The organism is uncultured Allobaculum sp. (genome assembly GCF_948576815.1).
Lineage (GTDB): Bacteria > Bacillota_I > Bacilli_A > Erysipelotrichales > Erysipelotrichaceae > Allobaculum > Allobaculum fili.
The window spans coordinates 1-25,922 of record NZ_CAPAEZ010000034.1 but is presented as its reverse complement, the minus strand read 5'-3'; the positions used below and the strand labels follow the sequence as shown (position 1 = coordinate 25,922).

At 52.4% G+C, this 25,922-nt stretch carries 23 protein-coding genes and 1 other annotated feature; of the genes, 9 read left to right on the top strand and 14 right to left on the bottom strand.

Annotated elements, in window-relative coordinates; translation table 11 throughout:
- Positions 1-128: 128 nt before the first annotated feature.
- Together prfB and secA are read right to left on the bottom strand one after the other, a co-directional pair.
- Positions 129-1,230 (bottom strand): peptide chain release factor 2 gene (gene prfB, locus Q2J39_RS06250; protein WP_230267768.1). Its coding sequence is split into 2 segments (ribosomal slippage): positions 129-1,157 and positions 1,159-1,230, totalling 1,101 coding nucleotides; the frame shifts between segments, so codons are not numbered across the junction.
- Positions 1,230-3,671, bottom strand: a complete 2,442-nt coding sequence (gene secA / locus Q2J39_RS06245) for a preprotein translocase subunit SecA (protein ID WP_288339513.1) — start codon at positions 3,669-3,671, stop codon at positions 1,230-1,232. Before secA ends, prfB begins: the two co-directional genes overlap by 1 nt.
- Positions 3,672-4,580: 909 nt before the next feature.
- On the opposite strand from secA, the gene Q2J39_RS06240 reads away from it, so the two are divergent.
- Entirely contained in the window at positions 4,581-5,879 is a 1,299-nt protein-coding gene (locus Q2J39_RS06240) for a CAP domain-containing protein (protein ID WP_288339511.1), read from the top strand.
- Positions 5,880-6,101: 222 nt separating this feature from the next.
- Here the strand turns inward: Q2J39_RS06240 and Q2J39_RS06235 are convergent, their stop codons facing one another.
- The 4 genes from Q2J39_RS06235 to Q2J39_RS06220 form a co-directional block, all read right to left on the bottom strand.
- Positions 6,102-6,581, bottom strand: coding sequence for an S-ribosylhomocysteine lyase (locus Q2J39_RS06235; protein ID WP_230267765.1), 480 nt, complete (start codon positions 6,579-6,581; stop codon positions 6,102-6,104).
- 121 nt (positions 6,582-6,702) lie between these two features.
- Positions 6,703-7,554 carry a Cof-type HAD-IIB family hydrolase gene (locus Q2J39_RS06230; protein ID WP_288339508.1) on the bottom strand — a complete coding sequence of 284 codons (852 nt, stop codon included), beginning with the start codon at positions 7,552-7,554 and terminating at the stop codon, positions 6,703-6,705.
- A complete protein-coding gene (locus Q2J39_RS06225) occupies positions 7,538-8,599 on the bottom strand; it encodes an A/G-specific adenine glycosylase (protein WP_230267763.1) in 1,062 nt (353 codons plus the stop codon). Before Q2J39_RS06225 ends, Q2J39_RS06230 begins: the two co-directional genes overlap by 17 nt.
- Before the next feature lie 198 nt (positions 8,600-8,797).
- A complete protein-coding gene (locus Q2J39_RS06220) occupies positions 8,798-9,643 on the bottom strand; it encodes a hypothetical protein (RefSeq protein WP_230267762.1) in 846 nt (281 codons plus the stop codon).
- 408 nt (positions 9,644-10,051) lie between these two features.
- Here Q2J39_RS06220 and Q2J39_RS06215 point away from each other — a divergent pair, with 408 nt between their 5' ends.
- The 5 genes from Q2J39_RS06215 to Q2J39_RS06195 all read left to right on the top strand — a co-directional run bounded on the left by Q2J39_RS06215 (position 10,052) and on the right by Q2J39_RS06195 (position 14,178).
- On the top strand, positions 10,052-10,897 hold the full coding sequence (locus Q2J39_RS06215) for an HAD family hydrolase (RefSeq protein ID WP_288339505.1): 846 nt from the start codon (positions 10,052-10,054) through the stop codon (positions 10,895-10,897).
- The gene (locus tag Q2J39_RS06210) at positions 10,894-11,778 is read left to right on the top strand and encodes a nitrilase-related carbon-nitrogen hydrolase (protein WP_288339503.1); all 885 of its coding nucleotides are present in this window, start codon (positions 10,894-10,896) and stop codon (positions 11,776-11,778) included. The genes Q2J39_RS06215 and Q2J39_RS06210 overlap by 4 nt, the downstream gene beginning before the upstream one ends.
- 201 nt (positions 11,779-11,979) lie before the next feature.
- Positions 11,980-12,729, top strand: a complete 750-nt coding sequence (yaaA, locus tag Q2J39_RS06205; protein WP_230267759.1) for a peroxide stress protein YaaA — start codon at positions 11,980-11,982, stop codon at positions 12,727-12,729.
- The gene (locus Q2J39_RS06200) at positions 12,719-13,456 is read left to right on the top strand and encodes a GTP pyrophosphokinase family protein (RefSeq protein WP_230267758.1); all 738 of its coding nucleotides are present in this window, start codon (positions 12,719-12,721) and stop codon (positions 13,454-13,456) included. The genes yaaA and Q2J39_RS06200 overlap by 11 nt, the downstream gene beginning before the upstream one ends.
- A 167-nt stretch (positions 13,457-13,623) precedes the next feature.
- Positions 13,624-14,178: a TIGR00730 family Rossman fold protein gene (locus Q2J39_RS06195; protein ID WP_230267757.1), complete on the top strand. Its 555-nt coding sequence runs from the start codon at positions 13,624-13,626 to the stop codon at positions 14,176-14,178.
- Positions 14,179-14,491: 313 nt separating this feature from the next.
- Here Q2J39_RS06195 and Q2J39_RS06190 read toward each other — a convergent pair whose 3' ends face one another.
- The 8 genes from Q2J39_RS06190 to Q2J39_RS06155 form a co-directional block, all read right to left on the bottom strand.
- Positions 14,492-15,361 (bottom strand): hypothetical protein, encoded by an 870-nt coding sequence (locus Q2J39_RS06190; RefSeq protein ID WP_288339489.1) that lies wholly within the window; start codon positions 15,359-15,361, stop codon positions 14,492-14,494.
- Positions 15,362-15,525: 164 nt separating this feature from the next.
- Positions 15,526-15,951, bottom strand: coding sequence for a hypothetical protein (locus tag Q2J39_RS06185; RefSeq protein ID WP_288339487.1), 426 nt, complete (start codon positions 15,949-15,951; stop codon positions 15,526-15,528).
- A 746-nt stretch (positions 15,952-16,697) separates the two neighbouring features.
- The gene (locus Q2J39_RS06180) at positions 16,698-17,642 is read right to left on the bottom strand and encodes an SPFH domain-containing protein (RefSeq protein WP_230267754.1); all 945 of its coding nucleotides are present in this window, start codon (positions 17,640-17,642) and stop codon (positions 16,698-16,700) included.
- 115 nt (positions 17,643-17,757) lie between these two features.
- On the bottom strand, positions 17,758-18,213 hold the full coding sequence (locus Q2J39_RS06175) for an NfeD family protein (protein WP_230267753.1): 456 nt from the start codon (positions 18,211-18,213) through the stop codon (positions 17,758-17,760).
- Between the two features lie 393 nt (positions 18,214-18,606).
- The gene (gene leuB / locus Q2J39_RS06170; RefSeq protein ID WP_288339483.1) at positions 18,607-19,683 is read right to left on the bottom strand and encodes a 3-isopropylmalate dehydrogenase; all 1,077 of its coding nucleotides are present in this window, start codon (positions 19,681-19,683) and stop codon (positions 18,607-18,609) included.
- A 221-nt stretch (positions 19,684-19,904) separates the two neighbouring features.
- A complete protein-coding gene (gene leuD, locus Q2J39_RS06165; RefSeq protein WP_288339481.1) occupies positions 19,905-20,402 on the bottom strand; it encodes a 3-isopropylmalate dehydratase small subunit in 498 nt (165 codons plus the stop codon).
- Entirely contained in the window at positions 20,395-21,696 is a 1,302-nt protein-coding gene (leuC, locus tag Q2J39_RS06160) for a 3-isopropylmalate dehydratase large subunit (protein ID WP_230267750.1), read from the bottom strand. Before leuC ends, leuD begins: the two co-directional genes overlap by 8 nt.
- A gap of 24 nt (positions 21,697-21,720) precedes the next feature.
- A complete protein-coding gene (locus tag Q2J39_RS06155; RefSeq protein WP_288339479.1) occupies positions 21,721-23,403 on the bottom strand; it encodes a 2-isopropylmalate synthase in 1,683 nt (560 codons plus the stop codon).
- A 119-nt stretch (positions 23,404-23,522) separates the two neighbouring features.
- Positions 23,523-23,747, bottom strand: a binding site (T-box leader).
- A 104-nt stretch (positions 23,748-23,851) separates the two neighbouring features.
- Here Q2J39_RS06155 and Q2J39_RS06150 point away from each other — a divergent pair.
- The 3 genes from Q2J39_RS06150 (at position 23,852) to Q2J39_RS06140 (ending at position 25,660) form a co-directional block, all read left to right on the top strand.
- Complete coding sequence (locus tag Q2J39_RS06150) at positions 23,852-24,442, top strand: YigZ family protein (protein ID WP_288339477.1); 591 nt, start codon at positions 23,852-23,854, stop codon at positions 24,440-24,442.
- Positions 24,443-24,633: 191 nt separating this feature from the next.
- Entirely contained in the window at positions 24,634-24,918 is a 285-nt protein-coding gene (locus Q2J39_RS06145; RefSeq protein ID WP_288339475.1) for a hypothetical protein, read from the top strand.
- 199 nt (positions 24,919-25,117) lie between these two features.
- Positions 25,118-25,660, top strand: a complete 543-nt coding sequence (locus Q2J39_RS06140; RefSeq protein ID WP_288339473.1) for an HAD family hydrolase — start codon at positions 25,118-25,120, stop codon at positions 25,658-25,660.
- Positions 25,661-25,922 lie beyond the last annotated feature (262 nt).

Below are 25,922 nucleotides of genomic sequence, written 5' to 3'. Positions count from 1 at the left end.
ACTAGAAAGGCAAGGCACTGCTCACTTGTGAAGCTTAAGTGAACAGCATTGCTTTGCAGCATACAAAAAACCAGTCGGCATCTCGTTTTGAGCGCCGGCCGGTTTACAGCCTTGTACAAAATTCGCGATCAGCTGACCTGGGAGTTCAGCCAAGCGAAGATGAATCCGTCCAGATCCCCGTCGAGCACGCTCTGGGCCTGACTGGTTTCGCAGCCGGTTCTTGCGTCCTTGACCATCGTGTAGGGATGCAGAACGTACGAACGGATCTGGGATCCCCATTCGTTAGCTTTGACTTCACCGCGCAGTTCGGCGATTTTCTTCTGCTGGTTTTCGATTTCCAGCTGAAGCAGCCGGGATTTCAAAATGCGCAGGGCTTCTTCACGGTTCTGAATCTGACTTCGTCCAGACTGGCAGGTCGCCACGATGCCCGTCGGCAGGTGGACCATACGAATCGCGGAGTCGGTCTTGTTAATGTGCTGACCGCCCGCGCCGGACGCGCGTTTGGTTTCCACAAGAAGATCTTCCGGCTTGATCTCGATTTCGATGTCGTCGTTAAACTGCGGCATGACTTCCACCGACGCAAACGAAGTGTGGCGGCGAGCACCCGCATCGAAGGGCGAAATGCGCACCAGACGATGCACGCCTTTTTCGCCTTTGAGATAGCCGTAGGCTTTTTCGCCCTCAATCAGGATGGTCGCCGATTTCAGACCGGCTTCCTGTTCTTCCTGATAGTCGAGCACGGTTACTTTCCAGCCCTTGTTCTGTGCGTAGCGGGTGTACATGCGATAGAGCATGGACGCCCAGTCGCACGCTTCCGTTCCGCCGGCTCCCGGATGGAATTCCAGAATGGCGTTGGAATCGTCGTATTCCCCCGACAGCAGAACCTTCACCTGGAAGGTTTCCATTTTCTTTGCGGCCTCTTCCATTTCTTCCGAGGCCATTTCCAGCAGATCCTCGTCCATCTCTTCCTTGAGCACGTCATACGCTTCCGAAACGGAATCCATGTCGGCGCGCAGTTCGTTATAGGAGGTGACAATGTCCTTTAAGGAGTTCTGCTTGCGGATTACGCTCTGGGCTTTTTTCTGATCGCTCCAGAAATCTTCCGCCAGCATCTGCCGGTCGTAGTCTTCAATCTGCTTTTCCTTGGATGGCAGGTCAAAGCGACTCACCCAGAGAGTCCAACTTCTCCAGGTGAGTAGCAAGCATTTGTTTCAGTTCAAAAAGTTCCATTACTTCTGCACTCTTTCTTTAGCGGCTTCCCGAACCTGCTCGACCTTGTTCGTCGGCTGCGGTTTCGGCGCGCGGAATTTCAGAAGGTTCGAAACGATTTCGCGGTCGATTCGACGGTTCATTTCCTCGAACATGTCAAAGCCTTCCTGCACGTACTGCTGCAGCGGGTTGTTCTGGGCGTAGCTGCGCAGACCGATGCCGGCGCGCAGTTTTTCCATCAGGTCGATGTGCGCAACCCAGTTGCGGTCGATGGTGGCCAGAACGATGTCCTTTTCGTAGCGTTTGAACGGTTCACGGACGAGATCGATTTCTTCGTCGAATTCTTTCCATACCCGGTTGAAAATGTAGTCCTTGAGTTCGTTGAAGTTCTTGCCTTCGAGCTCCTCGACATGGAAGCCGCGATCGCCTTTCAGGCCGAGCACTTCGAGGGAACGGACGAGTTCCGGCAGGTCGACTTCGCCTTTGCGCTCATCCGACAGGTCCGCCTGGAGCGTCTGCTCGATGACTTTTTCCATCATCAGCCTGACCATATCCGATACGTCGTCGGATTCGAGAACTTTGTTTCTCTGGTCGTAAATGATTTCACGCTGTCTTCGCAGAACGTCATCGTAGTCCAGAACGTTTTTACGGGTATCGAAGTTCGAGCCTTCGACCTTCTTCTGAGCCATTGTAATCGAACGGGTAACCTGTTTGGACTCAATCTGCCCTTCGCCCAGCGAAGAGAACAGGTTTTTGAGCTTGTCGGTACCAAAGCGAACCATCAGATCGTCTTCGAGAGAAACGTAGAAGCGGGAGAATCCGGGGTCGCCCTGACGGCCGGAACGGCCGCGCAGCTGGTTGTCGATACGACGGGATTCGTGACGCTCGGAACCGAGAACAGCCAGACCGCCGAGTTCGCGGCTTTCCTTAGTCAGCTTGATGTCGGTACCGCGGCCAGCCATGTTGGTGGCGATCGTTACGGATTTTGGACGGCCGGCCTTGGCGATGATTTCCGCCTCGCGCGCGTGGTTTTTGGCGTTCAGCACTTCGTGCGGAATGCCTTCGTCATTGAGCATCTTGTCAAGCAGTTCGGAAACTTCTACGGCGATGGTGCCGACCAGAACCGGCTGGCCCTTTTCGTAAAGTTCCTTGACTTTGGCAACGAGCGCTTTGTATTTATCGCTCTTGTGCACGTAGATTTCGTCCGGAAGGTCCTGACGGGCGATCGGACGGTTTGTCGGGATGACGATAACGCGCATGTTATACGTGCTTAAGAATTCCTCTTCCTCGGTCTTGGCGGTACCGGTCATGCCGGCCAGCTTGTCGTACAGACGGAACAGGTTCTGGTAGGTAATCGTAGCCAGGGTAGACGTTTCTTCCTTAATCGGCACGTTTTCCTTCGCTTCGATGGCCTGGTGCAGACCTTCGGAGAATACGCGTCCCGGCATCGTACGTCCGGTGAACTGGTCGACGATGACGATTTCGGAATCATCGCTGACTACGTATTCCACGTCCTTGGTCATGATGTAGTTGGCACGCAGCGCCTGGTTGATGTGGTGTACGAGCTGGGTATTGTTCAGGTCGTACAGGTTCGGTACATTGAAGAACTTTTCGGCTTTTTCTACACCGCTGTCGGTCAGAATGCACTGACGGATTTTTTCATCGATGTCGTAGTCGCCGGAAAGCAGTTCCTTTTCCTTCGTTTTCTTGTCGTATTCATACTCCGGAGCGGTCAGAGTCTTTACGAAGCGGTCGGCCGCAATGTAGAGGTTTGCGGTATCTTTCGAACCCCCGGAAATAATCAGCGGGGTTCTCGCTTCATCGACCAGAACGGAGTCGACCTCATCGACGATGGCGACGTGCAGGCTGCGCTGTACGCGGTCTTCGACGCGGCGGGCCATGTTGTCGCGCAGGTAGTCAAATCCAAGTTCGGAGTTGGTGGTGTACGTAATGTCGCAGTTGTACGCTTCTCGTTTCTGCGCTTCGCTCATTTCATGCTTGTTTACGCCGACGGTCAGACCCAGGAAACGGTAAATTTCGCCCATCCAGGCCGCATCTCGTCCGGCGAGGTATTCATTGACGGTAATAACATGAACGCCTTTGCCTTCGAGGGCATTCAGGTAAACCGCCATAGTGGCTGTCAGCGTTTTACCTTCACCCGTTTTCATCTCGGCAATGTCGCCGCGATGCATCGCAATGGAACCTTCAACCTGCACTTTGAACGGCTTTTCACCGATCACGCGGCTGGCGGCTTCGCGGGCTGTCGCGAAGGCTTCCGCCAGAAGATCATCAAGCGTTTCGCCTTTGGCAAGACGTTCACGGTATTCATCGGTTTTATGTCTCAGTTCATCATCAGACAGATTCTTCATTTCCTGCTCGCGGGCAAGAACGAGATCTGCTGTTTTTTCCAGTTTTTTCAGTTCTCTAGCGTCCTCAGAGAACAGACCTCCAAAAAGAGCCATGTGTTTCTCCTCTCAAATCTCATACGAATTCATTTCATTCTATCATAGCCGCTCATGAACCTCTATGGCTTATTGAAAGCGGATACGGCCGGAAAACCCGATCCGTACGGGTTTTCCCTGCCGGCTTTTTCCCCGAAATTTTCGCATTTTTCCTAGAAAGTCTACAGGAAAAGCACGGCTTGCAGGAATGAAAAGTATCATACGCTATTCAGCATAAATACACCGTTAAATATTGGAAATCTTCTTTACGGATCATTATTTTTGCGTATTTAAAAAGCCTGCATGCGCTTTTTAATACATCCGTTTCTTCTTTTTTCCATTTTTCTATACCGCCATTCGGCCCGTTTCATCTCAAAGGGATGAGAACGTCATACCAGTCTGAATGCTTCCTTCTCAAAAGAGCGGCCGGTTCTGCCCGGACCCCCTTCGATTCCGACTGTTTTTTTCAGTCGTCGAAAGGGATCCGGACAGCCTGTCGTTTTCACAGAGCTTTTGAAGATTTTTTCGAGAAAGCTTTCCATCGTCTTTGCGGAAAGCGGACCCGATTTTCCAAATGTACACGGAAAACGTTTTACATCGGAAAAATCCTTTATCCGAATGGATCGGTCTGAAGGGAATTTTCACATGCGCCAGGAGCGTGATCCGATTCCTGTTTTTTCTCTTCTGTCTGCCTTTAAACCGGTGGAGTGTTTTTTCGTCGGTTCTGACGAGAAATGCTTTTCTCTAATGCGAAGCCGCGATGCCACGCGGTTTTCGATTTGGCGCGATCCGTGTCAGAATAGGCTGGTCAGTCTGCACAGAAGAAACCGTGTATGGCATGAGGCTGGCGTAATGCGGCCGCATGTGCTTTTCCGGTCTCGCCGCATGGCAGAAGCGTCGGATTTACTGTGCAGAAACAAGGAGGAAAAGATGAAGAAAAAAATCCAGTCTGCTCTGGTCCTTGCGCTTGTCGGGCTTCTTGGCGCGAGCACGCCCGTCAGCGTGATGGCTAAGGAAAGCGAAGAGTCTGCATCCGCAGAACTTCAGCCGATGCAGCAGGAAAGCAGCGAGACATACATCCTGGACAGCAGCGACGCGTATACCCCGTATGATGAAGACATTCTCCCGGAAATCGCACACGTCAATATCGCGGTTCCCTACGATTCAAAAACGGTCGCCCAGTGGCTGGCACCATACCGGCATCAGGACCCGATGGCCCTGGACGTTCTTGGCTTTTTCATGACGCAGTCGCCGGCAGCCGCCTCGATTCTGGCTTTCGGTCTCGAAAACACGCTTGGCTCGCTGGATGATCCCAACGACACCATCACGCTTCCGCATTTCTGGATGGCGCTCGACTATATTGATCAGTGCAACCAGATTCGGGCTTCGGAAGGTCTTCCAGCTCTTGGCGTAACGTATTCCCTGATGGCCATTTCCATGGTGCAGGCCGACGCGTCCAGCAGTCTCGAAGATCATACCGGTCTTTTTAGTGTGGGCGAAAACCTGAGCTGGGGACAGATCCCCGGCGTTCCGCTTGGCCAGTTCATGAATCCGTTTTACGGCTGGTACACGCTGGAAAAGCCAGCCAATGGCGGCCACTATCAGAACATCGTAAACAAGGACTATACCGTCACCGGTTTTGCGGTCGGCACAAACAACCGTACCGGATACCGGTCCGTTTTTGGTCAGGTCTTCCAGTACAGCCCGAACGGCGAACCCGTCTATACGACCGATCAGATCCGCGCGCAGCTGCAGCAGTATGCGCAGAACGCTGTAGAGGGTGCCTATCTTCCAAAGACCCCGGAAAACACGCAGATCATGTTTCGCATGTACAATCCAAACTCCGGCGAACACTTCTATACCGCCGTGCTCAGAGAGCGCAACGCGCTGATTGAAGCCGGCTGGTGGTATGAAGGCATCGGCTGGCTGGCCGCCAGCAGCGGCAAGCCGGTTTATCGTCTCTACAACGAAAACGCGGGCGATCATCACTACACGATGAGCGAAAAGGAAAGAAATTTCCTCATCACGCAGGGATGGAAAGACGAAAAGATCGGCTGGTATTCTCCGGAAAATACGGAAAACGCGCAGCCGCTTTACCGGGCCTACAATCCAAACGCGAAAGCCGGCTCCCATAACTACACCGCCAGCAGGCGCGAACAGGACTTCCTGACTGCTAACGGCTGGAAAGACGAAGGCATTGCCTGGTACGGCATTCCGTTCGCGGACTAAACGGTCTTTCGCTTTTCCGCATTCTCGATAAACCTCTCGCCTGCCCGTTTCGAGCGCTCGAAACGGACAGGCTTTTCCTGCTTAAAACTTACGTCATCCAATGGGCCATACAAAACAAAAAGGAAACGACGGACCCGCTTTGCCTGTACACGGCTGTGCGAGGGAATCGTTTCCTTTTTCTCTGTTCGATTTTCCTTATTCGTTTTTCCGGAAAGCCGGGGTCTAGACTTCTTCGCGCTCGAAGGCGTTGCTGGAAATGCCCTGTGCGAGAATGCGGGTCGCCCAGGCTTTGGCGCCCTCAAGCGAATGTTCCCTATAGTTGCCGCACTCCTTGCGGTGCAGACCCGGAACCTGATCGATGGTCGTTTCCGTCACCTGTTCGAGCGCTTTTTTCAGCGCCCTGGCCGCTTCTTCGCTCGTCGGTTCGCCCCAGACGAGCAGATGGAAGCCGGTGCGGCATCCGTAAGGCGAGCAGTCGATATAGCCGTCGAACTGAGGACGCAGGTATTTGGCGAGCAGATGCTCAAGCGTGTGGAGCGACGCGTTGTCGATAAAATCGAGGTTTGGCTGCGTAAGACGAACGTCAAAATTGGAAATGACATCGCCTTTCGGACCGGTTTCGGTGCCGATCAGCCGAACGTAAGGCGCGATCACCTTGTCGTGATCGAGCGTAAAGCTTTCAATGGTATCTTCCTTTTTCATAACAGTAATCCTTATTCCTTTGTGTATGTCCAATGTGTATGTCCAAATCTTCAGGAAAGAAGTCCTGCATGGGCAATTCAGAATTGTGCAGTCTGCTTCCGTGTTTCGATCCAGACGGGGTTTATTTCGATGACTCCGGCTTGTCCGGCTGCAGGGGAGGCTGGGTGAGAATGTACTTTTCCATGAACACCGCCGTACCGTCGTGCCGGTTGGAGGCGGTGACGTATTTCGCGGCTTCTTTTATGGCCGGCAGCGCATTGGCCATGGCCACGCCGACCGTTCCCGCTAACATTTCCAGATCGTTATTGTCATTGCCAAACGTCACGACTTCATCCAGCGAACAGCCAAAGCGCTCGCACGCCTTTTTGACGCCTTCCAGCTTGGAAAGCTGCGGATGAACAAATTCCAGCAAAAACGGTCCGGAGCGAAATACGCGGGCGGTTTTCAGGCGGGCCGGCTCGCCGCTTTTCAAATAGCGGGAAATGGTCCAGGGCATGCCGACGGCCATGAATTTCAGACTGTTTCGCAGCAGCCAGTCGGGTCTGACTTTGTGAAAGCTCAGCCGGTTGCGTCTGGCCATCTGGCGTACGATCGGATTGTCGGCTGTTGAATACAGCCCGTCTCCATGATATTCCGCCATCGCCAGACGATAGCCTTTTAAAGATTCCATGACCGGCGCGATCGCTTCGGGCGTCAGCCAGTCGGTTTCTTCGATACTTCCGGTCGCCGGATCCATATACATCGCGCCGTTAAAGCCGATCACAAAATCCACATCCTGATCGATCCCCCACAAAGCGAGCATCGTTTTGAGCGCCACCGCCGAACGGCCGGAGCAGATGCCAAATTTCACGCCGCTATTTCGCAGCGCGCATATGGCGTCCTTGTTTCGATCCGTAATTTTTTTCGTGCTGTAGAGCAGCGTGCCATCCAGATCGCAGACGACCATTCGGATCGGCTTATTCAGTTTTTCCATGTATGACCTCCTGAGATCTGTGCATTCCGAAATGAAGCGGGATATCTTCCTTTTTCAGAATTTTGAGCGTGCGTTTTAAAAACGGAAGAAAAGCGGAAGGAATTGAGCAGTTTGCGCAGGCGCTTTCCAGCCGCAGAAAATCCGTCTGTTTTTCCGTTTCGACAAGCACGCCTTCCATGCACCATTCGCGGTGGCTGAACAGATGGCGGTGTTCGCCAAGCGGCTGTTCAGACAAAACGGGATCCGGCTTTTCTTCGTCAAACTGATACAGTCCCGCAAGCAGGCCCGACGCCGGACGCTTGCGCAGATGAATCCAGATCGACCCGTCCGCGTCTTTCGCATACCATACGTACACTGTAAATTTTTCCTGCGGCCTTGCAGCTTTCTGCTTGGGAACGGGAAGACGCAGAGGATTTTCGCTGCGGCCGCTTACGCAGTCCGGATAAAGCGGACAGTCCGCACAGCGCGCGGCTTTCGGCGTACAGATCAGAGCGCCCAGTTCCATCAGCGCCTGATTCCATAAGGGCATCCATTTTTCTTCGGGCAGATCGGCCTGGACGCGCTTTTCGAGTCCTTTGCGGTTTCTGGCGATCGAAAAATCGTCTTCAAGGCCGTAATAACGGGCGTAGACGCGGATGACGTTTCCATCGATGGCACTGACGCGCTCGCCATAGGCAATCGATGCGATGGCGCCGGCGGTATAGTCGCCGATGCCCGGCAGAGCTTTCAGTTCCGCCTTCGTTTTTGGAAGCTTTCCGTCATAGCAGTCGACGCAAAGCCGCGCCGCTTTTTTCAGATTGCGAGCTCTCGAATAGTAGCCCAGGCCCTGCCAGAGCTTCATCAATTCATCGTCATCGGCGTCGGCAAGCTTTTCGATGGAGTCGTAGGCGTTCATAAAGCGCTCGTACGCGCCAAGTATGGCCTCAATGCGGGTCTGCTGCGCCATGATTTCGGAAACCCAGATTCGATACGGGTCCCGGTTGCAGCGAAACGGAAGTTCGCGGTGATTGTTTTTGTACCATTCCAGCAGGGCATTCTGATTCATGGCTCCCATTATAGAAAATCCGCCGTATCTCCTCAAACGGCTCCCCATAGGACTCCTGCCCGATCGTACGCATCGGAATATGTCCGCTGCTTTCGGCCTTCGTCCTGTGAAAAAGGAACCGCGCGGGTTCCTTTTCTTTTTCATCGGTTTTCCAGTGTTGCCGTCTTTGGCGTCTCGTCTTGCCTGTACGCTTTTGTCTTAGAGCAGCTGCAGGCTGACAAACTGCGCGTTTCCGGTCACAACCACATTTTCTTCGTTGGCCGGAATCAGAACGGCTGTGCCAGCCTGGGCGTGAATGACTTCGTCTTTCTGGCTGATCACGGCTTCGCCGCCGATCAGAAGCAGAATCTGATAGCTCTCATCCGTTGTGGAAAGAACGATCGAGCCGTCGAGTTCGCATTTATCGATTTTAAAAACGGACGTGTAGCCGATCAGCGAATTTTTCGCCTGACCGTCCTTCACGTAAAACGTCTTGCCCTCATCGGCGATTTTCGGCTGGGTGCCGTCGCCTTTAAGCAGCGAACTGAACATGAGCACAAACGCCGGTGCGGTCAGGACCAGAGTCAGACCCGGATTAAACGCGAACACGCTGCCCGGCTCGGTCGGCCACGCCAGAAAATCGTTCTGAAGGGAAGCCGGTTCAAAACCCGCGTGATCGCCCGGAAGACTCAGGGCTTCTGTCTTATTGAAATAGATCACTTGTTCAGCCGGCGCTTCCATCGTATAGACGATCGCTTCGTTTTCTTCGTTGTTGATGATGACCGAGCCGTCCTGGGGCGCGCTGATTTTTTCGATTTCAAACGGGACATACAAATACGGTCTGGACTTCTTGCCCAGCGTCTTTTCGTCCTGGCGGGAATACCAGTCGTAAACGGAAAGACCCGCCAGCTCGGTATTCACGAGAATCGAAGACGTTTCCGGCGTACCGGAAAACAGGAAAAAGGCCTGTTCATCCAGATTCTGACGGCTGACGCTCAGCAGTCTTGCGTCCTTGGCTGCACTCGATTCCACAACCGACTGCGGGGCACACTTATAAATTGCCATTGTGAATTTTCTTCCTTCCTCCGGCTATAGCCTTCTCTCTTGCGCAGGTCACGCTGCCGGACTTTGTTTCGGGAATCCGCTCGGATCGCGTGTTTCACTTCCCGATTTTTTCTTACTGGTTTCAGTTTAATCCGCTCCCTGCCCCACTCTGGCGCCATTGCCTGTTCAATCGCAGAGTTTTTCCTCGAAAGGCCTCGTTTGAAAGATCCTGTCTGGGAATGCGTCGGTTTCTGGATTCTTTTGAACCCAAGCGTTTTGGTTTGCGTGCGTATTCCGGTACGCTTTTTCTATCGTTAGATCGGCTTGTCGAAACGCAGGCGGCCTGCCGCCTTTTTCGGCCACAGCCATCTATACAAAAATCAGAATCGAATCATCCATTCGAATCCATGAAAAAGGAGGTCCTCGTTTATGACCCGTCCAAATCCCGATTTCAATTCTCTGTCTGTACCCGATTCTTCCCAGCGCAAAATTCCCGCAGATGTGCGCGCCGTCTTCTTTGATATTGACGACACGTTTTTCAGCCATCGTCTGGGCCGTATTCCCGAAGGCTATCTGGAGATGGTCCAGAAACTGAGAAAACAGGGGGTGTTCTGCGCGCTGTGCACCGCCCGCTCGCTTGAGCTTTCCGAAATCCTGCTCGGGCCCCAGAACGGACTGTGGGACGGGGTTGTCGCTGGAAACGGCGCCTGCGTCTATGACGAAAATCAGAACGTTCTCTTCTGCAAGACGCTTGATCCGCATACGATCGAAGCGCTGATCGAGACCGGGCGAAAACATGATGCCGGATTTTTCGTTTCCGGAAGCCAGGCGTTCGTCTTTGATAACGCAAAGTATTATCAGCCAAAACTCGACTCCATCCATACGCCCGTACTGCCGCGTCACGCGTGGACTCCCGAGCAGTCCCTGAGCGTAATTTCCATGTGCGTGCCCGATCCGCTTGCCCTGCGAAAGGAGCTGGACGCTCTGGATGGTCTGTTCGTGCACTATACGAAATATTCCGCAGACATTTCCCGCGACGATCTATCCAAGTTTGAAGGCATTTCCCGGCTCATGAAGCACTGGAATCTGCCCGAGCACGCCTATGCGGCCTTTGGCGATTCCTTCAACGATCTCGACATGCTCGACAACGCCGCCTGTCCGGTGGCCATGGCCGAAGGCGAACAGACCGCGCTCGATCGCTATCCGGCCCATACCCCGCCCGTCGAAGAAGGCGGCATTGCCGCCTGGATGAAAGCGCAGGGGTGGATCGAATGAAAGCCGCCATTGCGCAGATCGAAGTCACCGACGATCTCGAAACCAATCTTTCTAAAGCGCTCGTTCAGATCGAACAGGCGGCCGCTTTGGGCGCCGATCTGATTCTTTTTGGCGAACTCTGGAATACGCCCTTTATTCACGAAAACATCCGGGCCCACGCCCACGACAGCAAAGTCATTCTTCCTGCCTTTTCCAGAGCGGCCAGAGAAAACGGCATCTGGATTCTTGCGGGCACCATTCCGCTTTTTCATGAAGACAAAAGCAGAAGCGGCGGCGAAAAATCGCTCTACAACACGTGTCTGGTCTTTAACGATCAGGGCGAAATCGTCGCCCAAGCCGACAAGCTGCATCTTCTGGAAGTGCATACCCGAAAAAACGACTACAGAGAATCGGAAGTTTTTACTCCCGGCGATGCGCTCGTTCGCTTTGCGAGCCCGTGGGGAAATATCGCTATTGCGATCTGTTTTGACGTCCGCTTTCCGGAAGTCTGCCGCCTGCTTTGCGAAGACTGCTTTTTACTGGCGGTGTGCGCCGGCTTTAACGTCCATGCCGGCAAAAAGCACTGGGCGCCGCTGATCCAGACGCGGGCGATGGAAAACGAAGTGTTCGTGCTGGCTGCTAATCCGGCCCACGCGGACTATGGATCGTACCAGAGCTACGGCCATTCCATGGCCGTGTCACCCGACGGTCAGATTCTCGCTGCTCTCAATGGCGAAGAAGGTCTGCTTCTGGTCGACATCGATCCAGACCAGGTCCAGAAAATCCGGCACCGCTCCCCGTTCTGGTCTTTGCGACGGCTGGATCTCTACGATCTGCAGGCTAAGGGAAATGTCCTGCAGACCATAGGATTCAAGTCGGAAAAAACGCCAGCGGACCACTGAGCGTCCGGCCTGTTCTGCCCGGCAAAAAAGCGTAAAACAAAAGGAGCTGTCCCAAGAGCGAAGCAAATGCCGCGCCAGAGACAGCCCCTTTGTCCTATCCTGATCTTTTCGGGTCTGTACGCGCAGCCTGCTCTTCTTTTTGCGGTCCTGGCCTTTCGGGATTGAGGCATACAGCCTGCCGATTTTCCCTATAATAGAGACGTGAAAATTATTCTCTCTCCCGCGAAAAAGATGAAAGTTCGCGACGACCACGAATTTGAATTAACAAGACCTGCGTTTCTGCCCGAACACGATCAGCTCAGTCGCCTTTTGCAGGCGATGAGCCGCGACGAGCTGCAGGCGCTCTACGGCTGTTCCGAGCGCACGCTTGAACCCGTCTATCAGGCGCTTCTGCAGGAAAAAGAAGGCATTGTCCCTTTGAAAACGCCCGCGCTGCTTGCCTATGACGGCATCGCCTTTACGTACATGGCTCCCGGCGTCTTTGAAGACGCGCAATGGACTTACGTGCAGGCGCATGTGCGCATTCTCAGCGCGCTGTATGGCGTACTTCGCCCGCTCGATGGCATTACGCCCTATCGTCTGGAAATGGCCCAGCAGATTCCGGCCCTTGGCCAGAGTCTTTACGCCTTCTGGGGCGATCGGCTGGCCAGTGCGCTGGAAGACGAGACCGTGATCAACCTGGCATCCAAGGAATATTCCCGCGCCGTCAGTCCGTATATTCGTCTGATTGACGTTCACTTTTATGAAGAAGACGAAAAGGGAAAGCGGCGCGAAAAAGGCGTCTATGCCAAAATAGCCCGCGGCCAGATGGTCCGCTTTCTCGCCGACCGACAGGCAGAAGAGCCGGATGTCATGAAAGACTTTGACGAAATGGGCTACGCGTATGACGCGGCCTCTTCCGATGCGAACTGTTTTAATTTTGTCCGAAAGGAGGACAGTCATGGAAAGTGAAAACGAAAAAGAGGAATGGAACGACAGAAGCTGGAAACAGCTGATGGAAACCTGCCTCAAGACGCACGACTACATTCTCCGCTCTGTCCTGAACCTCAAATACGATCTCGAACGCAACCGCAATCACTCGCTGATCCGCTCGATCAGCGGCCGCTTGAAAACGATGGACAGCCTGTCCGCCAAACTGCAGCGGCTAGGCTATGAAGTCACGGTAAAAGACGCGGCTGAAGTGCTGCACGATATTGTGGGCATTCGAATCGTCTGTTCCTATCTCAACGATATTTACTCCGCGATTGAGCGCCTGCAGACGCTCGACCGCATCCAGATCACGGAAATCAAGGATTACGTCGCGCATCCAAAACCTTCGGGCTATCGCTCGGTCCATGTGATCGGACTGTGCGATATTACCGGAGAGAACATTCAGTTTGAAATCCAGCTGCGCACGACCGCCATGGATTCCTGGGCAGCGCTCGAACACCAGATGCGCTATAAGAAGGATCTTCCCGAAAGCACCTTCGTCAACCAGGAACTTTATGAATGCGCGCAGATGCTTTTTGAAACGGACTGCCGCATGCAGACGATTCACAGCTATCTGCACGACCGGCGCGCCGCGCAAAATCTCGAAATGGAAGCGGCGATTGAAGACGAGGAAACCGAAACGGACATCGTGACCGACGGCCATCTGGCTGCAGACACCGATCCCGTTTCTTCTACCTCCAAAGCCTGAGCCCCTTTCGACGTTTCAAACTTTCAAATTTCCGGCAGAGTTGTCGATTTGTCACCGGATTTGCGGCGGACTGTTCTTTTGAAGGCTTTGCATTTTGCAGCAAAGCCGGATTATTTATTTATTCATTTCAAACAAAACCATTCTCATTCAGACAGGAGGGATACGTTATGCGTACTCCAGGAATTTGCGTATACGGCGGCTCGAGCAACGCCGTCGATCAGAAATATTTAGATGCAGCTTTTGAAATTGGTGCGGGCATTGCTTCGCGTGGCTGGATGTTAGTCAACGGAGCCGGCGATACCGGCATGATGGGCGCGGCGACCCGCGGCTGTCTCAGCAAAAACGGCCAGACGATTGGTATTGCCCCGTATTTTTTCCAGCAGCCCGGCGTTCTTTTTGAAGAAGGCAAGGATACCGTCTTTACGCGCACGATGCGTGAGCGCAAGGCGTTCATGGAATCGCTGTCGACCGCCTTTATCGTTACGCCAGGCGGCATCGGCACGCTCGAAGAATTTTTTGAAATCATCACGCTCAAGCAGCTTGGCCAGCTTAACGCGCCGCTGATCATTCTCAACCTTGATCACTACTACGATTCCCTGTTTGCGGCCATGCACGACATGGAAAAAGCCGGTTTCATTCACGAATCGGTTTTCTCGCTCTGTGAAATCGCCGACAGCGTCGAACAGACGTTCGAAATTCTCGACCGCGATCTTGCCCGCTAGTTCGAATTTAAAAATTTTATATGCATCAGCCGCTTTCCTTGCGGCTGATTTTTTTATTTTCAGGCCATCCAGAATCCGTAACGGGAAAAGAAAACGGGCATCGAGCCCGCCTTTTCGGATGTCTTTTTGCGGACGATTCTTCGACCGCTCTGTCCGACGCTTCGCTTGGAGCGTCTTCTGCTGGAGAAGCGGAATAAGAAAAGCACAGAGAACTTCGTGACTGTTGTGAAGTTCTCTGTGCAAAAAGTCTGTTTCATGAGCTGTTTTTGTTTTCCTCTCCAGCTGCAAAGACCGTAAGAGCGCAGTTCAAAACCTATTCGGGTAAAGCGGGTAAAGGCAGATCGTCTTTTGGAAGACGGTCCGCAGAAGACGTATAAAACGCGATGCCTTCCTCTTTCCATCCCTGCTCTGCGAGCCACGCATATTCCGCTTTGTCCGTGGTGAAATGATGCGCTCCGCTTTTGGCATTCGGATTATAGAGACGATATACCGGAATCTGATCTTCACTATCCGCGTTCAGCACCGTGCCGTCCAGCAGCCAGCCCTGTTTTTCCAGGTAGTCTGCCTCTTTCTTTTCCTGCGTATAGTGATGATCGCCCGCATTTGGATTATACAAGCGGTAGATCGGAGCGCTCGAATCGGCCGCATTCAGCCAGCTGATCGACTCATAACTCCAGCCCGCCTGCGCGAGTACCGTCTTTTCGTTGAGATCGGATGTGTACAGATGTTCTCCTGTATTTGGGTTGTACAGGCGGTAGACCGAACCGATTCCAGAAATATAGATGGCTACGCTCTCCACGGTCTCGGGGCGGATATCTTTCCAGTCGGGATCCTGCTTCTTCAGCGCTTCAATCGATTCCGCGGAATACTGCCAGTCCGCCGTAACATAGGCAACGCCTTCCTTTTTTGCGCTCCAGTTGCCTTCTTCGCTGACATCCAGTAAATCCGGCGTCAGCGAGCGAAGTTCGATTTTTCCGGTCGGCTGAACATTGCCGATCTTCAAAAAATCGGTCTGAAACGTCCCGGTCTGCCCTGGCTGGACATAGCGAAAATCATCCGCATTCCGAAACTCCACCTTGCCTATACTGGTCTGCGTTTTTGCATAGAGGCTTGCGGGCAAGAACGCGGCTGTGACAGCGCTGAGCAGTACGGCTTTTCCCAGGCTTTTCGTTTTGTGATTCATGACATTTTCCTCCAGATGAACGACAAAAACAGACAGCGTTTTCTGCCTTTTCGCCTGCAGGAATCGGATCGTCCTGTTTCTGAGCGGATCCGTCCTGTTTCTGAGCGGATCCGTCCTGAAAAAGACGAGCTTTGACTGCCGTTTTTCATTCGGTAAGCGATCGTCTAAATCCGTATCGCTAGTTTGAGAATACCATGCGTCTTTTGTAACTGCCAGTTTTTTTGTCGTATTTGTCCGGTAAGGATACAAACCTCTGCGACGGATGCAGATTCGATCGGAAGGAATTCTCCAGAAAGAGAGAGAGCCGTTTCTCTTTCCTGTCTGCCCCTCTTTCTCACATCCTCTTCCTTGCATCGATCTGTTTTTTGAGGAGAAGGCAATGCCTTGGGCGCATCCTTCTTTGTCTCGATTGCTGATCTGGTTTGTGCGGGAAAAGAGCGTTTTCCTGGCAAAGCATCCGGATGGTTTTCTCGAACCGAATCCCTTTTCGAGCAAAAACGCGAATACGAAACCGTCCAGGGAGTCTTTCGGATCGTGTTTTCCGGTATTTTACCGGGCACTTTTTGTTTGATTTTCCAATGATTTTCCATTTACCTTTCCCATTTTCCGCTTTGTTTCCCTCTTGTTTTCACCGTGTTTTCCTAGTTTTACTTTTATTTTACCTTTTTAGTTGTCTTTTTAAAATCGGTACTAATTCTCACAATTCCGGATAGTCATTTGCACTTTTTAAAATATTTTTAAGAAATCGAACTAGTTTGTACTGTTTTTTATCCCAGGGAAACGGTAACATTGTTAAAAAGTGCAAACTTTTTTAGTTTTCTTTTGTTGTGTGCATTGATTATATCTTGTGCTGAACGTAATCTATAACCGTAAAGATTTTAGTAAACAACTGCCCACGTTTACTAAATGACATTACCTATTTTTTGGCTCCGATCGAACAAAAGCAGCAGCCGGATTCATGTACCGTTCATAATCCCTTCATACCGTCATGAAACGGCTTCTAAACATCACGTCACGCTTTACAGCCGCACTCTGCATCTTCCCTTCATTTTCCCCCTATCATTCCCAATTATTCTTTCTCATCCGGGCTTTCCCCCCTTCGCCCGACGGCAGCCCGATTCCTCTTTTTGGGAAGCGTGCAGAAAATCCGCTCTCATTTCCCCCTCTTTTTCGGAGCGCGGATTTATCGAATTTAGACAGAAAAGCACAGACAGCCTCGTCACCTGTCTGTGCTTTTCTGTTTCTTCCCTTTTCCCTTTCGTTTCGCTTTAGACATTAGAAAGACCGTCGTCTTTGCGGGACGACGGTCTGCTGGATTTGTGAATGAAATGCGGCTTTACGCTTTGGCGCTGTCGCTTCCCTCTGGATCCGGTTTGGATACGGCGGAAACGATGCCCTGAGCCAGAGCTGCTGCTCCCTGAATTTCGGAAGGAATGATAATTTTGGTGGCTTTGCCGTCGGCAGCTTTTTCAAACGCTTCGAGCGCCTTGAGGCGAAGCACTTCATCGGTAATGCCGCTTTCGGCTAAGTAGCGCAGACCTTCTGCGGTCGCTTTCTGTACCGCCTTGATGGCTTCGGCTTTACCCAGCGCTTCTTCTACCATCGCCTTGCGGGAAGCCTGCGCTTCAAGAATGGCCGCTTCCTGGCGTCCCTGGGCAACGAGAATCGTCGATTCCTTTTCCCCTTCGGCACGCAAAATCTTTTCACGGCGTTCCCGCTCGGCTTTCATCTGCTTTTCCATGGCTTCCTGAATCGACTGCGGCGGCATGATGTTTTTCAGCTCGACGCGGTTGATTTTGATGCCCCACGGATCGGTAGCTTCATCCAGCGTAGCGCGCATTTTGGTATTGATATCATCACGGGAAGTGAGTGTCCGGTCGAGATCCATTTCACCGATAATGTTTCGCAGCGTTGTCGCAGTCAGATTTTCGATCGCGCTCATCGGGTTTTCCACCCCGTACGTAAACAGTTTTGGATCCGTAATCTGGAAGTAGATCACGGTATCGATGTGCATCGTGACGTTGTCTTTCGTAATGACAGCCTGCGGCGGGAAGTCCGCTACCTGTTCCTTGAGATCGACTTTGTTTGCGATTTTATCGATCACCGGAATCTTGAAGTGAAGACCGACGTCCCAGGTTTCGAGATACGTTCCCAGCCGCTGAATGACATAGGCATGGGCCTGCGGAACGATCCGCACGATGCTCTGGACCAGACCGGTCAGCACGAGCAGAGCGACGATGACGAGAATGACAATTGTGATCAGTTTAAAAATTGCGGGCATACAGCGATTTCCTTTCGTATACGAGAATTCCTTACAGTCTCTTTTTCACTGCCCTTTCGGGATCAGCTTTATTTCTGTTTTTCGATATCCTTTTGCGTCTTTAGACAGCCTGGACTCATTCTTTCGTGCCCGGCGGTGTCTGCAGCGGCTCGACTTCAAGCGTAACGCCATGAAGACGCAGCGTTCGAACCAGACTTCCGGCTTCGACGGCGGAAGAACACGATGCTTTCCAGTCCCGGCCTTCCACAAGTACGCGTCCATCCTGGCTGGGACGAATCGTCTCGGTTACCCGTCCCGTCTTGCCCAGATACACCTGCGCGCCGTCCGGTTCGGGCTGAAAGTGAAATGCACGGATCAGCCGGCGATGAATCAGAACAAAGGAAAGAACGGAAACCAGCGCAAACAGAAGAATCTGCAGCCAGAGAGCGGCGTGAAGCAGAGCAGCAAGTGCGGCGACGCCAGCGCCGATCGCAAACCAGCAGCTGACCATGGAAACGGTCATGGCTTCTACAATTCCGAAGAGAACCGCCAGAGCGCCCCAGATCCAGGGCATCATTTCCAGAAAATCCATGCATCCTTCCTCCTTTTTGATCTCGATAGTTCGATTATATCGACGGGCTATCTTTCCAGAAGGACTTAAGAATAATTTCATCGCTTCTTAGTGATTCCTTTTTCCTTTGACAAAAAGAATCCCGCATTTATTCCTTGTTTTTTCCCGTTCCTTAAACCGGTGCACAAAGAAGCGCGGGCTGTGCAGAAAAGCGGTCTTCAGCCGGCACTTTCCCAGCAGGGAAAAGGCCGAGTGAAAACCGCTTCTGACTGTTCTATATAGTTTTGATAGTTTTGGAATTTTTTTGGCTATATCCCTGGGGATGGATTTGCGATTTGACTGGGATATCCTTTCCCTCCCAAATCCGGCCTGGCGACCGACTGACCGGTAAAGCCGCTGAGTACAGTAAAAAATTCAGTCAGCGAGTTCTTCGAGCAGCGCATCTGTCATTTCGCGGGTGCCGACCTGCGTCATACCCTCGCTCATCATATCGGCTGTACGCAGCCCTTTATTGAGCACCGCTTCGACGCCCTTTTCGATGGCGGACGCTTCTTCTTCCATGCCAAAGGAATAGCGAAGCATCATGGCGGCGGAGAGAATGCACGCCAGCGGATTCACGAGGTTCTTTCCCGCAATGTCGGGAGCCGACCCGTGGATCGGCTCATAAAGGCCCCGTGTGCCTTCGCCAAGCGAGGACGAGGGGATCATGCCGATCGAGCCGGTAATTTCGGACGCTTCATCGGAAAGGATGTCGCCAAACATGTTTTCGGTGACGATCGTATCGAACTGCGCGGGATTTTTGCAGATCTGCATGGCGGCGTTGTCCACAAACATCACATCGAAATCCACTTCCGGATAGTCTTTCGCCAGATCGTAGAGAACGGCTCTCCAGAGGCGGGACGTATCAAGGACATTGGCTTTATCGACCAGGGTAAGCTTTTTGTTTCGCTTCATGGCCGTTTCAAAGCCGACTTTGCCGATGCGGCGGATTTCGTTTTCATCGTATGGCATGAGATCGAGCGCCTGACGGACGCCGTTCACTTCTTTTGTGGTGTGTTCGCCAAAGTAGACGCCGCCAGTCAGTTCGCGCACGATGACAAAATCGATACCCTGATCGGTAATTTCCTTTTTGAGCGGGGACGCGCCGGCCAGCTGCGGCCAGATTTTCGCCGGGCGCAGGTTTGAGAACAGGCCCATGCCCTTGCGCAGAGCCAGCAGGCCTTTTTCCGGCCGTTTGCCTCCCGGCAGACCTTCCCACTTTGGACCGCCGACGGCACCGAGCAGGACTGCATCCGCCGCAAGGCATTTGTCGAGTTCGCTTTGCGGGAGCGGTTCGCCAAACTGGTCAATGGCGTCGCCGCCCATGGCGATTGGCACATACGTCCATTCGTGATTGTATTTTTCGGCAATTCGATCGAGTACGCGCAGCGTCTGTTCGACGATTTCGCGCGACGAGCAGTCGCCGCGAATGACACCGATGGTTTTGTTCATGGTTTTTCTCTCCGTATTTCGGTTTTTCTCTTTTAACGCTTTGTTTTATATTGCTTTGTTTTTAACGGTTCGTTTTCAGCGTTTTGTCATTCTGTGACTTCGCAGATTCAGAATTCTGTATCTCTGAACGTTTCTTTTGCCGCGTGAAATCCAGAGATGCATATTTCTCTATTTTCTGAGTTTCTGATCGCTTCGATGGACGGCTGAACCGATCTATCCAATCAGTCTTTTTCCATCTGCCGCAAATAGTTCATCCAGCCGCCCTGACTGATGATGGCCTGAATGAATTCTGGAAACGGCTGGGCTTTCCAGCTTTTGTTCTGCGTTTTGTCGGTAATCGTTCCCGTCGCGAAATCGACTTCGATTTCATCGCCGGCCTGGATCTGGTCCGCAGCTTCTTCACACTCAAGAATCGGCAGCCCGATATTGATGGCGTTGCGGTAAAAAATGCGCGCGAAGGATTTCGCGATGACGCAGGAGATGCCGGCCGTTTTAATCGCCAGCGGCGCGTGTTCACGGCTCGATCCGCAGCCAAAGTTCCATCCCGCGGTAATCAGATCGCCGGCTTTTACCTTTTGCGTAAAGCTGGGATCAATATCTTCCATGCAGTGTTCAGCAAGCGCCTGTGCATCCGGAGTATTGAGATAGCGGGCGGGAATGATGACGTCCGTATCGACGTTGTCAGGATAAAGAAAGGTTTTTCCGCAGGCATTATTCATGAGCGTTGTCCTCCATATCGTCATTCGAATTCAGATCCGGATTTCTCGGATCGGTAATAGATCCAGTCAGGGCGCTGGCGGCGGCGGTGTAGGGCGAAGCGAGGTACACCTCGGAAGTGACATCGCCCATGCGGCCGACAAAGTTTCGGTTGGTGGTGGAAATGCAGCGTTCACCTGGAGCAAGAATGCCCATGTAGCCGCCCAGACACGGACCGCAGGTCGGCGTTGAAACGACAGCGCCGGCTTCAATGAACGCCATCAGATAGCCGTTGGCGATGCACTGCTTGTAAATGTCCATGGTCGCCGGAATGATGATGCAGCGAACACCGTTCGCAACATGACGGCCCTTGAGAATTTCATACGCCGCGTCCATATCTTCCATGCGGCCGTTGGTGCAGCTGCCGATGACAACCTGATCGATCTGAACTTCCCCAGACTCGCTTGCCGGCCGGGTATTTTCCGGCAGGTGCGGCCAGGCCACAACCGGAACGAGCTGATCGAGATCGATTTCGATCGTCTGCTCATAGACGGCATCCGGATCGGCTTCAAAAATAACGGGATTCGCGGCGCCGTGTTCTTTGAGATAGGCGATCGTTTTTTCATCCACGGGGAAAATGCCGTTTTTGGCGCCGGCTTCAATGGCCATATTGCAGATGCAGAGGCGATCGTCCATGGAAAGCGACTGCACGCCCTCGCCCGTGAATTCGAGCGATTTGTAGAGCGCGCCGTCTACACCGATCTGGCCGATCAGCGAAAGGATTACATCCTTGCCGGATACGTACCGGGGCAGCTTTCCCTTCAGGACGACCTGAATAGCGGAAGGCACTTTAAACCACGCCTTACCAGTGGCCATGCCGGCGGCCATATCGGTTGAACCGACGCCGGTCGAAAACGCGCCGAGCGCACCGTATGTACACGTATGGGAATCGGCACCGATCAGGCAGTCGCCCGCGGTTACTCGTCCCTGTTCCGGAAGCAGGGCGTGTTCAATGCCCATCTTGCCGACATCGTAAAAGTGGGAAATTTCATGTTTTTTACAAAAGGAACGGCACGCAGCGGACTGCTTGGCAGCCTTGATGTCCTTATTGGGGACGAAATGATCGAGTACAATGTTGATTTTTTCCGGATCGTATACAGAATCAAATCCGGCTTTTTCAAATTCGGCAATAGCTACCGGGGTCGTAATGTCGTTGCCCAGCACGCCTGTCAGATCCGCTAAAATCAGCTGGCCGGCTTCAACGGAATCGAGACGGGCATGGCTGGCCAGAATTTTCTGGGTCATGGTCATGGCCATAAAGTTCAGTCTCCTCTTCTTCGCTCATGCGAGCGCTTCTTTTTCCTCTTGAATAAAGCGATTGTTCAGCGCAGAGGCGAGGGCGAGAATTCCGGCGAAAATGATATCGGAATCCGTGCCCGCGCCCCATGTGCGGCTGCCGTCCGGCCAGAGCAGACCGACATAGCAGGCAGCGCTGGCGGAAGAATTATTGGAAAGGGAATGTTCGGTATACGTTTCGAGCGTGTATTCCAGACCCGTTCCGCCCTTGATGGCGTTGTTGACCGCGTTCAGGCGGCCGTTTCCGGAGGCGTACCATTCGACTTCCTCGCCCTGATAAATGGCCGAGACGATCGCCTTGAGCGTCTTGCCCTGAATGAAGTGCGCTTCGTGAATATCGAAAGCCGGAGCAGCAAGATTGAGATACGCCGACTGGAAAATTTCGAAAATTTCATCCGGCTTCAGTTCGGAATGGTGGCGGTCCGAAATATCCTTCACTTTATAGCCGAAGTCTTCGCGCATTTTCGGCGGCAGATTGTAGCCGTAGCGCGTTTCGAGAATATAGCCGATGCCGCCTTTTCCGGACTGCGAATTCACACGGATGACATCCGCGTCGTATGTGCGGGAAAGATCCTGCGGATCGATCGGCAAGTAAGGAACGGTCCAGCGGCCTTCGGGATCTTCTTCCTTGTATTTCATGCCTTTGGCAATTGCATCCTGATGGCTTCCCGAGAACGCTGCGAAGACGAGCGAACCCGCATAAGGCTGCCGGTCATGCACATGCATGCGCGTCAGGCGTTCATACGTTTCGACGATTTCCGGCATATTGGAAAAATCGAGGCCCGGATCCACGCCCAGAACGAGCATGTTCATCGCCAGCGTAATCGCATCGACGTTTCCGGTGCGTTCCCCGTTTCCAAAAAGGCAGCATTCCACGCGCTGAGCACCGGCGAGCAGGGCCAGTTCCGTATCGGCGACGCCGGTTCCGCGGTCGTTATGCGGATGCGTGGAAAGAATAATGGACTGACGGTTATGGAGGCGGTCGGAGCAGTACTCAATCTGGTTGGCGTATACGTGCGGAAGCGACATTTCGACTGTAACGGGCAGATTGATGATCATCGGCCGATCGGGTGTCGGCTCCATAATGTCGATTACGGCATTGCAGACGTCGAGCGCAAAGTCCGGTTCGGTTCCGGTAAAGGATTCCGGCGAATATTCAAACAGGAAATTGCCGTCGTATTCCTGGGAAAGCTGCTTGACCAGACGGGCACCGTCCAGCGCGATTTCCTTAATATCCTCCATGGACTTTTTGAAGACCTGTTCGCGCTGCGCTTTCGAAGTCGAATTATAAAAATGAACCACCGCTTTCGGAGCACCCTGAATGGCTTCAAACGTCTTTCGAATGATGTGTTCCCGGCACTGGGTGAGCACCTGAATGGTGACATCGTCCGGAATGAGATCCTGCTCGATCAGCGTGCGCAGAAATTCATATTCGGTCTGACTTGCGGCCGGAAAGCCGACTTCGATTTCCTTGAAGCCGATGTCGCAGAGCAGCTTGAAAAATTCCAGTTTTTCTTCCAGGGACATGGGCACGATCAGCGCCTGGTTGCCGTCGCGCAGATCGACGGAGCACCAGTACGGCGCCTTGTCCGGATGATCTTTTCTGACCCAGCGGTATTCGCTGGTCTTTGGGGGAAAGTACCCCGGTGAATACTTGTTCGCGTTCATGTAATATCCTCTTTTCTGTTCAGTACGATGAAAATGCAGCCTCTGAGCGTGTGCAAAACGGACAGTCTGTGGTCGCAGAAACGGCGAATATCGAAAAAAAAACGTCTCCTTTCCCAAGGAAAAGAGACGGAATGATCCGCGGTACCACTCTTCTTGCTGCCAGTGCGGCAGCCGCTTAGCGATCCATCAATCGCTTTCTTCTGTAACGGGAATACCCGGAAAGAATTACTGCATTCACTCTTTCAGCTCGAAGGGGAGTATGCCATCATTGTTCTGCGGTCTTTCATCAGCCGGCCGCTTTCTGCAAGAATTCCTGATGGTTTGGTCCTTGTCAGTGCTTTTTGAACGTGTTTTCATTCTAAAAGAGGGGCAAAAAGCCTGTCAACGACTTATGAAAATTGATGAAAATCCATGAAAATAATGTGTGAATTATTCAGAAAGGAAGCTTATGGTCCTCAAAGAAGATGTTGAATTCCGCGAAGAAATCAAAAAAAGCCGTTTTATTACCCTCCTTCACCGGGTAAAAACGATGCCGGAAGCCCGGGAGTTCATCGCGCAGATCAAAAAGGAATACCCGGATGCGACGCACTGCTGCAGCGCCGTAAAAATCGGCGCGCTCACCCATTCCAGCGACGACGGCGAACCCGCTGGAACAGCCGGAAGACCAATGCTGGATGTGCTGCGAAACAGCGAAGCCGATGAAATCTGCGCCGTGGTCATCCGCTATTTTGGCGGTACCCTTTTAGGCAAAGGCGGCCTGGTCCGCGCCTATTCGGGAGGCGTTGCCAATGCGCTCAAAGAAGCTTCCTTTCTGGAAGCGAAAACCTTTACGCTCTACGAACTGCAGACCGGCTACGATCTGGCCGGAAAAGTCGAATCCTGGCTGCATCAGAGCGGCGTTCTCGAACTGCAGGCGGATTACGGCTCAATGGCTGTATTTACCTTTTTAAGCGACCAGAATATGGAAAAGGAAGCTGCGGACCGTTTTTCCGGATCCATCACGATCCAGAAGCGCTGCAGCGTAACGCGCGAGTGCTGAGATTCAGGTCTCCAAACGCGAAAAATGTCAAAAACGCGCCTTATTTTGTCAAGACGCGATTAGAAAAGAAGTGTCTTGCGAACCCGGTTGTGTAAGCGGTTCGCCCCGACACGGAAATTGCACATATTTTGTCTGTTTTTTGACAGAACCTCACTGGTATTCTGTATGCATGAACGGAAAGGAGCATCTCTATGTCATTTGTACTTACCACTCTTCTGATCACACTTGCTTTAGTCTTTTTTGGAAGTATCCTGCTTCCGCTGCTGCCCTTCCTGCTGATTTTTGGATTCCTCAGCCTGCTGTTCCGTCGACCGACCGTTCGCGTCTACACCCGTTCATTCCAGATGCCGACCAACAGTACATTTAACAGCTTCAGCCGCGAAAAGAATCCGCGCATCGAATCGGGCGCCGACTCCATCCACTCGGATTCCAACGGCGATATCATCGATGCGGAATATACAGAAACCGATCTTTAATCCAATCCAATTTAAAAACTGAACCGGGCCGTCTTCTATACGAAGACGGCCCTTTTTCATACGCTGCTGCGCTATATGTTCATGCGCTAAATATGGATCTTTTTTCGCCAAAATTCTTTCCTTATCTCAAAAGTATCGGCCGGCCAGTAAGAATATCCATAATAACGAAAAGGCCGTCGGCGGACGGCGGGAGGACTTCATGAACGAAAACAATCCATCCAATCGGATTCTCACCTTCGACTGCTATGGGACGCTTCTCAATCTGGACAGCGTCGATCAGGCGCTTGCTCAAATTGCCCGCGCAAATCAGCTGGATCCCCAAAAAGCCTGCGACTATTACAGCCGCTATGAAGATCGGCTCATGTATGGCGAAACTTTTCGCCCATTTGAGTCGCTCGTACGCGAAATTCTCAGCTATGTCGATTTTGAACTGAGCGCGCAAGTCTTTCAGACACAGGCGGAACGGATCCTGCAGGCGTATCGTGAAGCGGAGCCTTTTGAAGAGGTAAAAGAGAGTCTGGCTAAACTTCATGCGCAGGGATGGACCATCGTCCTGATGTCCAATACTTACGATTCTTTAATGCGTCATCATCTGCAAAAGCTTGGCAGTTCGATTGACCACGTGCTTCTGGCGGATCAGGTACACGCATATAAACCGCAGCTCGTCTTTTTTGAAGAAGCCGAAAAGGCTTTGAATCTCAAAAGCAACACGCACATTCACATTGCCGCCGGCTACTGGTAGGATATGATTCCCGCTGGAAAAATGCGCTGGCCCGCCATTTGGGTCGATCGCAAAAATCATGCACTGTACGCTCGCAGGAAGATGGCCTTAAAAAAGTTTGCTCCCTTCGTGAGCTTCCCAGCCTTCTGGAAACCTTCAGTTAGAACACAGCAATTTGCGCGCCGACAGCGATTCGAATTCATTTCGTTCGAACACAGCTCCTGTCCATTTTGTAAGCGTCAAATAAAAGACGGGTATTTTCTCGACCGCCTCCTTGGGATAA

What these genes read in the sequence shown, in the direction of transcription:
- leuB (WP_288339483.1), bottom strand. Translation starts at nt 19,683, where the DNA reads ATGAACAAAACCATCGGTGTCATTCGCGGCGACTGCTCGTCGCGCGAA.
- secA (WP_288339513.1), bottom strand. Translation starts at nt 3,671, where the DNA reads ATGGCTCTTTTTGGAGGTCTGTTCTCTGAGGACGCTAGAGAACTGAAA.
- Q2J39_RS06210 (WP_288339503.1), top strand. Translation starts at nt 10,894, where the DNA reads ATGAAAGCCGCCATTGCGCAGATCGAAGTCACCGACGATCTCGAAACC.
- leuC (WP_230267750.1), bottom strand. Translation starts at nt 21,696, where the DNA reads ATGGCCATGACCATGACCCAGAAAATTCTGGCCAGCCATGCCCGTCTC.
- Q2J39_RS06240 (WP_288339511.1), top strand. Translation starts at nt 4,581, where the DNA reads ATGAAGAAAAAAATCCAGTCTGCTCTGGTCCTTGCGCTTGTCGGGCTT.
- Q2J39_RS06225 (WP_230267763.1), bottom strand. Translation starts at nt 8,599, where the DNA reads ATGAATCAGAATGCCCTGCTGGAATGGTACAAAAACAATCACCGCGAA.
- Q2J39_RS06195 (WP_230267757.1), top strand. Translation starts at nt 13,624, where the DNA reads ATGCGTACTCCAGGAATTTGCGTATACGGCGGCTCGAGCAACGCCGTC.
- Q2J39_RS06235 (WP_230267765.1), bottom strand. Translation starts at nt 6,581, where the DNA reads ATGAAAAAGGAAGATACCATTGAAAGCTTTACGCTCGATCACGACAAG.
- Q2J39_RS06215 (WP_288339505.1), top strand. Translation starts at nt 10,052, where the DNA reads ATGACCCGTCCAAATCCCGATTTCAATTCTCTGTCTGTACCCGATTCT.
- Q2J39_RS06140 (WP_288339473.1), top strand. Translation starts at nt 25,118, where the DNA reads ATGAACGAAAACAATCCATCCAATCGGATTCTCACCTTCGACTGCTAT.
- Q2J39_RS06220 (WP_230267762.1), bottom strand. Translation starts at nt 9,643, where the DNA reads ATGGCAATTTATAAGTGTGCCCCGCAGTCGGTTGTGGAATCGAGTGCA.
- Q2J39_RS06145 (WP_288339475.1), top strand. Translation starts at nt 24,634, where the DNA reads ATGTCATTTGTACTTACCACTCTTCTGATCACACTTGCTTTAGTCTTT.
- Q2J39_RS06200 (WP_230267758.1), top strand. Translation starts at nt 12,719, where the DNA reads ATGGAAAGTGAAAACGAAAAAGAGGAATGGAACGACAGAAGCTGGAAA.
- Q2J39_RS06180 (WP_230267754.1), bottom strand. Translation starts at nt 17,642, where the DNA reads ATGCCCGCAATTTTTAAACTGATCACAATTGTCATTCTCGTCATCGTC.
- leuD (WP_288339481.1), bottom strand. Translation starts at nt 20,402, where the DNA reads ATGAATAATGCCTGCGGAAAAACCTTTCTTTATCCTGACAACGTCGAT.
- Q2J39_RS06185 (WP_288339487.1), bottom strand. Translation starts at nt 15,951, where the DNA reads ATGGAAAATCATTGGAAAATCAAACAAAAAGTGCCCGGTAAAATACCG.
- Q2J39_RS06150 (WP_288339477.1), top strand. Translation starts at nt 23,852, where the DNA reads ATGGTCCTCAAAGAAGATGTTGAATTCCGCGAAGAAATCAAAAAAAGC.
- Q2J39_RS06155 (WP_288339479.1), bottom strand. Translation starts at nt 23,403, where the DNA reads ATGAACGCGAACAAGTATTCACCGGGGTACTTTCCCCCAAAGACCAGC.
- Q2J39_RS06230 (WP_288339508.1), bottom strand. Translation starts at nt 7,554, where the DNA reads ATGGAAAAACTGAATAAGCCGATCCGAATGGTCGTCTGCGATCTGGAT.
- Q2J39_RS06190 (WP_288339489.1), bottom strand. Translation starts at nt 15,361, where the DNA reads ATGAATCACAAAACGAAAAGCCTGGGAAAAGCCGTACTGCTCAGCGCT.
- Q2J39_RS06175 (WP_230267753.1), bottom strand. Translation starts at nt 18,213, where the DNA reads ATGGATTTTCTGGAAATGATGCCCTGGATCTGGGGCGCTCTGGCGGTT.